We start from the raw sequence: 10,434 nt of genomic DNA, 5'->3' as shown, positions 1-10,434 counted from the left end.
GCTCAGTTGCTTCTAATTTTCTCTTCATGTGCGCATTTGATCATACTAGATCCATGATTTCAATATTTTTTTTCGGATTTTGATTTCCGATGGGTATATGCTAAATAAATATCCTGTTTTGGCTGATCAATCCGGTGTTAATATGAAAATTTTGAGTCGTTACGAGAAAAAATTGATGGAGGATTTTAGAGAGATTGGTAAACGAATTGCCACTGGGGAGGCTAGCCCTAAAGATTTGGGTGATCAAATAGAACTAGTTGTAAATCCGGGAGGTTTTTCCTGTAGTATGATGTGATGTTATATTTGCCTACCATGCATCTACAGAAACCTCAGGATCTGACCCAGTTTTTGATTAATTATGTTTATGTACATGGGGCTAGTTGGAGCCCATTTTTTCTAAGGGATGAATTTTGAATTACATCAGCTTAGAATACCTTTGCCGTTTCCAATGATTTTCGTAAACCTTCAAAATTTAACTGAGATATAAATAAGAACTACTTATGAAAAATATTCCCGTACTAATTGTTGGTGGTGGGCCGGTTGGACTTTGACGTGGTCAAGTAAATTGCGACAAACCAGTTAAGCAACCATTTTTAACAATCTCATTTCCTTTTCAAATTGATTGGGGCTTTTATAACCAATCGTTGAATGTAGCCGAAAATCATTATACAAAATTGGTAACTCCCCAGGTACGTCATCCTGAGCGTAGAGAAGGATCTCAAAATGACTAAATCGAAGCCAGATTTTGGAGATCCTTCGCTACGCTCAGGATGACGAAGCACCTATTTGTTTTAAACTAAAACAAAATTTGCAGGTACCTGGGGAGTTACCAAAATTGTAATATAATTTAGGACATCTCGATGCGCTTCAGAGCGTGTTTGGTAATGCCTCCATTGAACTCGCTCCTGCTTCAAACTACCAAAAAAGCTTTCTGCCACGGCATTATCCCAACAATTACCTTTTCTGCTCATACTTCCAACGCATTTCCAGTCATTGAGTAACTTTCGATATTCATGACTGGCATATTGAGCGCCTCTATCTGAGTACACAATTAAACCTGGCTTTGGTTTGCGTTGCCATAAAGCCATTTTAAGGGCATCGCAGATTAAATCTGCTTTCATTCTTGAACTCATACTCCACCCAACAACCTTTCTGGAGAACAAGTCAATAACAACCGCCAGATACAACCAACCCTCTTGCGTTGGTAAGTATGTAATATCAGACACATAGGCTCGATCGGGTTCAGATGGTGAAAAATTACGATTAAGCACATTATCAAAAACTGGTTTTTTATGTTTGCTATTGGTCGTAACCTTATACTTTTTTCTGTACCGAACAATAACACCAGCTTCTTTCATGAGACTTTGAGTTCTCCGTCTACCAACTGGGTACCCTAAAGCATTAAGCGCTTTTTTCATGCGTCTGCCACCAAATGTATAAGTACTTTTTTCCGCAATTTCTTTCACAAAATCAATCATCTCTTTATGTATTGGATCTTTTGGGTTATCCCGTTGATTACGACGGTAACGATAATATCCCGAACGTAACACGCCCAGTAATAGACACATCATGCCTATTGGCCAGACCTTCTCATATTGGGCGATAAACGAATATTTTACATCGTTTCTTGAGCAAAGAAGGCCGCCGCCTTTTTTAAGATCTCCTTTTCCATCTTCAGGCGTCGATTTTCCTCTCGAAGCTGGCGAATCTCCAATTGATCAGCTGTTAATTTGCCATTGCCCCTAAAGGCTTGCCCTTGATCGGCCTCGTGTTCTTTTATCCAGCGACTCAGCACATTAGGGTTAATTGACAAACTACGAGCGGCCTCTGCACGACTATAATTTTGTTCTTTTACAAGATTAATTGCATCAAGCTTAAATTCTTGTGAATATTTTCTTCTATCTGTCATTTTTTTATCCAGTTAAGCAAATTATCTCTTAACTGGTGTGTCCGAATCAATTAAACCACGTCAATTCTCTAATATTTTTCTAGCACTAAAAATGTCACTATCTTTGTTTGCCCAGAAATAGTTCCTAAGACGTTCACTTTCAAAATTCTATGGGCGATGATTCAAAGGAATTGTTTTTTTATTCATGGATCGAATGAAATGGCGTTAATAGTCGTTTAATGGTCTATACTTTAAACATATAAGCGTTAAGTTACACATGGCTGGTTTTATGTTTATTGATGATATAGAAAAGCTTACAAAACTACCACCTGCCTTACTGGAAGAGATAGTCCTAAGACAACCTGGGCATCTCAAGTTTGCAGAGAGACAACAATTAGTGCTGGAACGATTAAATCAACCTATTTATATCAGAGATTTAATAGTCAGTGTTCCTGAGCGTTATTTATTTGTTGAGGATTATTGTTTGGGGGAATCTAGCCAGTACGAATTAAACATTTATGATGAAAAACCGTATACAGAACGACTGCGTGAGCATATTGGCACTCTTTTTAACTTGGCTAATGAGGAGCATCGTGCTCATTATTGTCAGAAAGAAGAAGATGGTTCTTACTCATTAAAAAAAGGGATGGAAAATCATATTACTCGCCTTTCTATGAGTGAATTTTCTCTTTATACATCAAATCCATTAACGATGGGAGAATTTCAGTCTCTTTTAATCGATTTGGAATCAATGGCTGAAAAACTAGAATCTAATGTTTATGTTTTATTAAGTACGTTTGCTGTGCGAGATAACCGTAATAAATTAATTAATATGTTTGTATTTGTAGAGGGTGGGAAACCACCTATATTTCATGTTGTTGCAAAAAACAGAGCTTCCATTTCCGATATAACTTATCGTCAGTCAATTAGGCCGTTTTCACAGCATGATCAAGGACATGAGTTTAATGAACATGCATCACAAATAGCCGGCGATATTGGAGAGAGTATATCGGTCATTTCTACGGGCAGTGTTTTTGAACTCACCACAAAAGGTGGAGCTTGTTTTACTCAAGCAATCGATGTTTGCATTGATCATGGATATGGTCATAGTAAAGCGCTAATGACAAAACGAATTACCGATACATTACATGCAGATGAAATTTTACCGAATCAAATAGAACAATGTATAACATCTTTTGGAACGAGTATTGTGAGTGAAAATACAATAACAGACAGCGTACTACATGTTGATCCTCATAGCACACACAATGTCCCATTGTGTAGCAAAAGACTGAGTGATGATACACTGAGCTCAGTTATTCCTGCTGGGTTTTGTCAAACAGAAATCGGTATTAATGAACAGGGTTATTTGATAATTAATCCCATCTTTGGACTCACTGATTGCGTTGTTAAGGTTTATGAAGAAAGACTGGCATCCAGATATAAACCTGAGCTTCAGGAAAGTATCCATGCTCATAATCAAAAAGCATTAAAAAACCAACACATGGCAGTAGCGCAACCTAGAGATAACTTAGTTCAAAAAATATTATCTAAAAGAATAACAGAAATGGAACAAACCATGCTAAAACACTGTCAACCAACAGCTTTGGAAAAAATATTTAATACACAAGAGTACCAACAAAAGGAAAAAGCAGTAAAAATAATCCACAACAGCATTACACTTTTGAAGCAAGTCATAGAAAAACACGGAACTGATAGTATCTATTTTATACGTATTTGGAAGAAAGATTTTAATTTCAAGTTACATTTGTTAGATTTATGCCCTAAAAAGGGCCCGTTAGTTCAGGCTCTTTCAGTAGCCCTAGCTGACTGTATTAATACGAAGCTTCAAAGGGATCTTGGGATTGAGTTTGCGGATAAAGAAGTTGGTGGTGAAGAAGAAACGAAAGAGACTAGCCATAAAAGAATACCCTAAAACCTTTTATTAAGGTAGTTGACGTCATCTCGTACACGATGATAGTACGTTCTTGAAGGAAATACTTTCGGCATCTCAAGTGTAACACATCTCAAGAATCCTCCCATTGCTTGATACCGTTAACATAAAAACCATAAGGGGGATTACCGGGTCACCCATTAGAAAGTGCTCATATTAGGATAGTGCTACCAAAGGCATGTAGTATCTAAAGCGACATTCAGCTATATAGATACTAAGCTGATTAAAACATTGATACGCTGGATTAGACGTAGACATCCAAATAAAAGTCGCTGAATGGGAAACGAAGAAATACTTTCGTAGTCAGGGCGCTAGAAATTGGATATTTAGTTCAAAGGTACTCAACTCCAAAGAGCAACTGATCTACTATGACCTAGTATGTAGTTGCTCAAATTTAAACTAACAGACACCTTTGAAAAAATGGGTAACTCTCAGATCAAGTCTGAGCCACTACAAGACTTACTACAATTAAAATTGTCTCGCGAAAGCGTGAGATCGCTGGTTCTCACTTCATCAAGGTGAATAATGGCCCTGCCTAAGCCTTACTCAGAAGCAGTTCATTTGCAGCCATTAAAACGGCTTAGGTTGACCACATCACGAGATCAAGATCAGGTTTTTTTGATCAAGGCAGATCCTTCTGAAGGTGCTAAATCTTCCAATAACTGAGCGACTCGCTTACTCAATCTGCCCTCGATAACTCCAGGACTTTCTCTAGCTTTATTAACGGCGTCTTCAATGGGCATGCCTTCACGACAATTCTTTAATAACTGATTCAGTGCAGTGATTTTTTCTTTTTTTCGGTTTTTATTGAAGTTGAATAAACCGGAGCCGCTTATTTCCTTTTTTAACTGATTGATCATGTCACTGATTTTCTTTATTTGGGCATCATTGAGTGTATTTTGACAGGTACGTAACGTGTTAAGAACTTCTTTAATTGCGTGCTGAGACGATGCTGGTGAAATAATCTTTGATTGCTCATTGCCTGGAAGCTTAGCTGAAGACTCAAATGTAGGAGTGTGGCTTGCAAGTTTAGAAAGTTCCTCTTTCACTAATTGGAGCACATCAGTAAATAACGTTTTTCTATGGTCTACTTGATTATGAAAATAAGTTGCCTCTCTTTTTAGGGAAGACTCTAACGCCCTTAACTGTTTACCGAAATAATTGGCTAGTGCTTTTTCGGAGCTAATCAGATCAGATTCATTTATTCGGTCATGAATCTCTTCAATGCGATCTTTTATACCAGGTGAAAAAGAATGTCTGGAATCTTCAGTTGCATACATCATCTTTATTAAACGTAACAACATAGCTTTAATGTCATCAAGAAGATTAAGTTTACCAGAAGCAGAACTTGTCGGTTGGTTGACAGCAGCTAAAGAAGCACTTTGTGTAATAGCAGGTGCCACCAGATCAGTTTCGGCGACACCCTGCTGAACAGGTAAAACTTCCCAAGGTTTGGGCCTGCGAAATCGACTTGAACCTACACCTTTGGTTTCTTCATCAACAATTCTTTGAACAAAAAGTATCTTTTCTAAAGAATTACCATCTTTGAGTTGTTTGAGTGAAACTGAATTATTTTTCCATGCTTTGTTTACACTATCTGCCACATATGGATCATTGTGATATAGCTCTTGAACAAGCTTGCATGCTTTTTTTGCATTTTCCTGATGTAAAGAATTATCATCAACTAGCCCGGAAGTTATATCATCCAGCATCCGTTTCATACTTATTGGATTTGTTGCGCAATCATCCAAAATTAGCCCACCAGCGCCTCCATCGAGTGTTGTGCGATGCTTAGCCCAATCCCCAGGACAAAAATCCTCATCAGTAAAAAAGTCATATGTCTTAGCTAATTCCTTTAATTTAAATTCTTGAGGTCCTGTTAACATATTAGCTCTCTATCAAATTAGTTTTACTAGTGTAATTTTAGCACAAAAAATGATCTTTATTTCTGCTGAAACCCTTTGCACGCTGCAGCACATATGATCAATATAAATCCTTGATGATACCTGCTTTACTGTTGCCTGCTTTACTATACAGAATCATAAATGACAAAATATGTACGGCATGGTACTATTTGTCCCGCCTCATCAATATGTGCATTGAAAATACACTTTAAATTAAAGAGAATAAATAATACCAATAAAAAACGTATATGATCATATAAAAAATCCCTTTGTACGGGACAAAAAATCATGATGCCCCTCGAGTATTAGGTTCAACACGTAAAAACTCGAAGATACCCCCGAAGAATTGTTGAACGTTTTGTGCTCCATTGAGAGCCGCATCACGTAGTAAATCTAAACCATAACGAAAATAGCTGATAGCTTTTCGTCCATGTTTTTTTATTTTGATGGCTTTCTGCTCATGGCGCCATTCTCCTGTTTTGTGGCACCAACAAAAGGCGACCGTCAACAATGCCAGTAATCTTTCTATGCGTGCCGCCTCGATAATATGAGTATCCTCAAAATTGAAACCTCTTGATTTTAAGCAGGAAAACAATGTTTCAATTTCCCAGCGTTTCCCATAATGCTTAATAGGGTCTTCGAGCAATGTATCGGTTGCAACAATAAGTAATTCACCATCAGGAAGCCGTAAGGCACTTAAATAAACCAGTTGTTTCCAAAGCTTTCGCTTATCTTTAAGTACCCGCTGTTCTCCGGGTTTTAAATCATAAAGCAGCGCTTGAATATCAACTGCCAAACCTCGCGCATTGGTTGTAACCACATTTCCCTTAATGCGTATGCAGAAGGGAATCTTTTCGGTTAAAAGCCAGGAAAACCAATCATTGCCTACAAATTCACGATCTCCCAATAATCCTGCGATCATTGATTGCCCAAAACACTTAATAAAGCGTTTCATGATAGTTATACGCTCGGTTGTATTGCTGTTGCCTCGTTTGGTTTGCTTCGGTAATAATTTCCAAAACAGAGGAATGCCTATCCCTTTATAAACAATGGAAAGCATTAATATGTTGATATCTGCTTTACCCCAGCGCCAATTCGTCCTTTCTATGCTTAAAAATAAGCTCTGGCCAGATAAACCAAAAACCCCAATAGCCCAGGAAGCAATCATTGAATAATCAATCTCGAACTCTTTAATAAAACGCTTTATGCGCTTATATCTTGAAGTTTCTTGAGCCTTGCTCATAAAGCCTGATGCAAGCTCGGATAAATTAACCGTCCTAACCCTTAATAAAGCAACCAACATGCATACAAAACAATCCATCCGTGCCTTGTTCCATTTGAAATAACCATTTAACATATCTCTCAGCACATTGATCTCCATGACAACATATCCTTTCTTGGCGGAAAAATATAAATTGTCTTTAAATCAATGTGCTGTTTCAATTTTTTGTCTCGTACAAAGAAAAAATCCAAACCCAAGTATGGAAAAATGGTCAACAGGCGAAATTTGTTGTGTTAATCACAATCACTCTGAGACAGTAGATCCTGAATTTTATACTCGGTCTGAGTTATGGAAAAGAGTAGATAAAAATGTACCTAAAATATTGAGCTGTATTGCGTTTTTTAAAGCACTTGCTGAAGATAACCGGTTATCGCCAGCAGAAAATGCTCTTGCAGCCTCTGTAATTGTAGAAGATGAATGCAGGTTAAAGGAGTTTCAGCGCTATAGACCTTCTTCATATGCAATATTAATAATTGTTTGAAATATTAGGGGCGTGTTTACAATTCATCCCTATCGCCTACGTGCGGCGCTTTATGCGCGGCATCCAGATGATCTTGAATGAAGTTCGAAACTGGATTCCGCGCATAAAGCGCCGCACGTAGGCTCCTTTAATTGTGAACACGTCCTAATTTCATTATGAATAATAGGCAGAACTTACATGTTTTCACTGACAAAAACTTTACATAGAAGAGAACGGATTGGCAACAATAATGAGCTTAAAGCCTGGTGGGCTAAAAAAACACAAAAAAATATCATTCACGATAGCTACGCAAGTAAAAAAATCGTTCTCGACTCGGCAATCATAAGAAACGAGCATTGCGATAATTTGGTGGTAGTACTCGATGAAGAAAAGAAACTTTCTTTGTATGATATTTCTCGAACAAGAAAATTGTGGTCTGTACAAATTGAGAATAGACAAGGATACCATAGCATAATCAAGGGACTAAAATTATCCCCTGAAGGACTGGTTCTTTATATCTCAGAATATGAGGACTATCAGAGTACAGAGTTATTCAATCATTATCTTCAAGTTTTTTTTCAAGGAAAGAAAGTCGGAGATTTTGAAATAAATTATGAAAGAACTGATTTTTCATCATTTCGTCTCATCGAAAGACGTATTTTTGCAATTACTAATTTCTATGCGGAACCAAGGTTTCAAGAATGGGATACAACCGGATTAATAGTTCGATCAATTTCAATAGATTCTATGAAGGTTGCTCGCTGGTATAGTGTAGATTGCAACCGAAATTATTATGTTATTGCTTCAAGGTCACCCGCATCGAGGGTAAATCTAGATGGTGTATTAATTGCTCGGCACTGGGAGAAAATACCTTTTTTAGTTTTTAATTTAACCACAAATGAGATAAGTAGTTTTAATATAGCTAATGAGAATGAATCGGCAATGACAATTAACTCTATTTGTTTAAGTGGTGAGCAATTAATTTGTGGTATTCATACTGAAACGATACACCAAATGAGTCGGGATCCAAAAATATGTATCTTTAATGTAAGAACCGGTGTAAAAGAATATGAGCTGAATCTTGAGCAAGAAGAAGGAAAAATTATAAAAATTATTGCAAATGAACGATATATTGTTTTATATCTATCTTACAGGGAGTATCCTTATCCTCACAATTTCTACTGCGTAGATATTCATACCAAGTTGATTAGAAGGTTGCCTTCCCTACCGCATTTGGATGAATTTAATTGTCAGAAAATATCACACTTTTTTACTGATAATTTTTTAACTGTATGTTATCCAAGTGATATTCATAGTTACAAGCGGAGCGTGATTGATTTGGACAATGGTCAAGAAGTCCAAAATGTTAGGTACAGAGGTTACCATCGTGATTTTACTCACCCTTCATTCACAAAAGGTATGCTGTTGGCTCCTATTAATAGTTGGTCTGGGTTTTTCAATGACCATCGAAACAAGACCATTTACATCGAGGATTTTAATCTTTTAACTCAAGATGAAAAATTAGAGCTGGAAAGTTCTACACGAATAACCCCAAGACTCTAAACGACCTTTAAGGGAACAAAGCTCATGCATACGCTTTTACAATAATTAGCTCCCCACAATACTGGTTAATGAGTACGCCCTAATTTGGCGTGATAAGAATAAGCTAGGAGCCATGACAATAGCTCTATTATTCCTTGCGTAAAGTACTTTCAATGTTATTAACAAAACAAATTGAAAAATTTTCCAATCGTTTCGTCTGTGTTAGATTTTCTGTAGATAATTCATATTCATTAACACACGCATCAAAAGCAGGTTCTGCTGCGGCAATACAAGACTCTTGTGTCGCTTTATGAAGAAACATATTATCTTTAATAGAAATTAGTTTCTTGCACGTTTCAAGCACCCAACTTTCTTTTATTCCTGCAAAAATAGCTGAGTTTTTTTGGGTTGATGATAATTTAGTTGATGCTTCTTTAGATTGCTTTATGTAAGCCAATGTAATATTTACTACAAAAAAAGCAATGACAAAAAAAGTATATTTAACGAACTTTAGTTTCATGTGATTATTCTATCTTGACCAAAAATGGCCAATACTAACCCACAGCATGGGTCGAAACAATAATTATAGTAAATTAAAACACGCTGTCTCATTCACTGATGAAAAACACGGCCAGGGATGTCACAAGATAAAGTTACGAAGGAATTAAACAAAGCATTAGAGATTCCCGAAGAAGGACTTTCGATTCATCTACAAGGTTATGGTAAGGTTTTTGTATTCAAGTTTGTGGCAAAAAACAGCGGTATTGATGATGTGACAACAAACATGGAAAACCCAACCCATGGGCAAGCAAATAAAACATATCACGGACACACATTAGTTTGTCGAAGTTTATCGTCGCGTAATCAAACAATCCCCAGTTCGGGGTTTTCATCTTAGCAAGCAGTAATCGCAGCGGGTTGTTTTTCCAATAATTTGAATGCTGATATTTTTAGTGGCTCAATTGTATATGCAGCAAGAGCCGCTATTACGGTAGCTCATCGATGATAGCTTTCCGATGATAGAGCTTGTTCATATATTTTCCTCATGTAATACGTTGTACTTTTAGTGGTTATGGTACAGTGGAGTACAACAATTGGATATCCAAAATCGCTTATCTAATAACTAATCCAATCAAATTAACAGATTTGACTTAATTTTGGGGATAAAAGATGCCAACTATTATCATTACTGGAATTAGTCGTGGAATTGGTCTTGCAACAGCCCAGCATTTTCTTGAACATGGATGGAATGTAGTAGGTACCTCCACAACAGGGCATAGCCCATTAACTCATCTGTGTATTTCGGCTTGATCCGAACGCCGATTACGGCAACATTCAAACGGCCATTTCGGTTTTATCCGAACGGTGATTTCACTCTGATCCGAACGCTGATTTCGGCAACAT

At 37.1% G+C, this 10,434-nt stretch carries 8 protein-coding genes and 3 pseudogenes; 7 read left to right on the top strand and 4 right to left on the bottom strand.

The annotated features are described in order from the left end of the window. Positions 1–97 precede the first annotated feature (97 nt). Positions 98–295 (top strand): hypothetical protein, encoded by a 198-nt coding sequence (locus tag E1O47_RS11625; protein ID WP_133131424.1) that lies wholly within the window; start codon positions 98–100, stop codon positions 293–295. A 523-nt stretch (positions 296–818) separates the two neighbouring features. On the opposite strand, the pseudogene E1O47_RS11620 reads toward E1O47_RS11625, so the two are convergent. Further along, positions 819–1,909 (bottom strand): annotated as a pseudogene (locus E1O47_RS11620) (IS3 family transposase); the annotation flags it as partial. A 268-nt stretch (positions 1,910–2,177) separates the two neighbouring features. Here E1O47_RS11620 and E1O47_RS11610 point away from each other — a divergent pair. Together E1O47_RS11610 and E1O47_RS12735 are read left to right on the top strand one after the other, a co-directional pair. After that, positions 2,178–3,824 (top strand): hypothetical protein, encoded by a 1,647-nt coding sequence (locus E1O47_RS11610; protein WP_207384323.1) that lies wholly within the window; start codon positions 2,178–2,180, stop codon positions 3,822–3,824. A gap of 198 nt (positions 3,825–4,022) precedes the next feature. After that, positions 4,023–4,118 (top strand): annotated as a pseudogene (locus E1O47_RS12735) (group II intron maturase-specific domain-containing protein); the annotation flags it as partial. A 332-nt stretch (positions 4,119–4,450) separates the two neighbouring features. On the opposite strand, the gene E1O47_RS11600 reads toward E1O47_RS12735, so the two are convergent. Beyond that, on the bottom strand, positions 4,451–5,728 hold the full coding sequence (locus tag E1O47_RS11600) for a hypothetical protein (RefSeq protein WP_133131420.1): 1,278 nt from the start codon (positions 5,726–5,728) through the stop codon (positions 4,451–4,453). A 304-nt stretch (positions 5,729–6,032) separates the two neighbouring features. Continuing rightward, positions 6,033–7,127, bottom strand: a complete 1,095-nt coding sequence (locus E1O47_RS11595) for an IS4 family transposase (protein WP_242602106.1) — start codon at positions 7,125–7,127, stop codon at positions 6,033–6,035. Here E1O47_RS11595 and E1O47_RS11590 point away from each other — a divergent pair. Next, complete coding sequence (locus tag E1O47_RS11590; protein ID WP_133131419.1) at positions 7,126–7,509, top strand: hypothetical protein; 384 nt, start codon at positions 7,126–7,128, stop codon at positions 7,507–7,509. The two genes, E1O47_RS11595 and E1O47_RS11590, sit on opposite strands and share 2 nt — an antisense overlap. 177 nt (positions 7,510–7,686) lie before the next feature. After that, positions 7,687–9,051, top strand: a complete 1,365-nt coding sequence (locus E1O47_RS11585) for a hypothetical protein (protein WP_133131418.1) — start codon at positions 7,687–7,689, stop codon at positions 9,049–9,051. A 127-nt stretch (positions 9,052–9,178) separates the two neighbouring features. Here E1O47_RS11585 and E1O47_RS11580 read toward each other — a convergent pair whose 3' ends face one another. After that, the gene (locus E1O47_RS11580) at positions 9,179–9,550 is read right to left on the bottom strand and encodes a hypothetical protein (protein WP_133131417.1); all 372 of its coding nucleotides are present in this window, start codon (positions 9,548–9,550) and stop codon (positions 9,179–9,181) included. Positions 9,551–9,700: 150 nt separating this feature from the next. Between E1O47_RS11580 and E1O47_RS12730 the strand changes: the two are divergent. Together E1O47_RS12730 and E1O47_RS11570 are read left to right on the top strand one after the other, a co-directional pair. After that, positions 9,701–9,866: pseudogene (locus E1O47_RS12730) on the top strand (IS701 family transposase); the annotation flags it as partial. Positions 9,867–10,200: 334 nt separating this feature from the next. Continuing rightward, positions 10,201–10,341, top strand: a complete 141-nt coding sequence (locus E1O47_RS11570; protein ID WP_133131415.1) for an SDR family NAD(P)-dependent oxidoreductase — start codon at positions 10,201–10,203, stop codon at positions 10,339–10,341. The last annotated feature ends 93 nt before the right edge of the window (positions 10,342–10,434 follow it).

The organism is Legionella yabuuchiae (assembly GCF_900640115.1).
Lineage (GTDB): Bacteria > Pseudomonadota > Gammaproteobacteria > Legionellales > Legionellaceae > Legionella_A > Legionella_A yabuuchiae.
The sequence above is the reverse complement of the archived record's forward strand: the minus strand, read 5'-3'. Positions and strand labels throughout refer to the sequence as shown.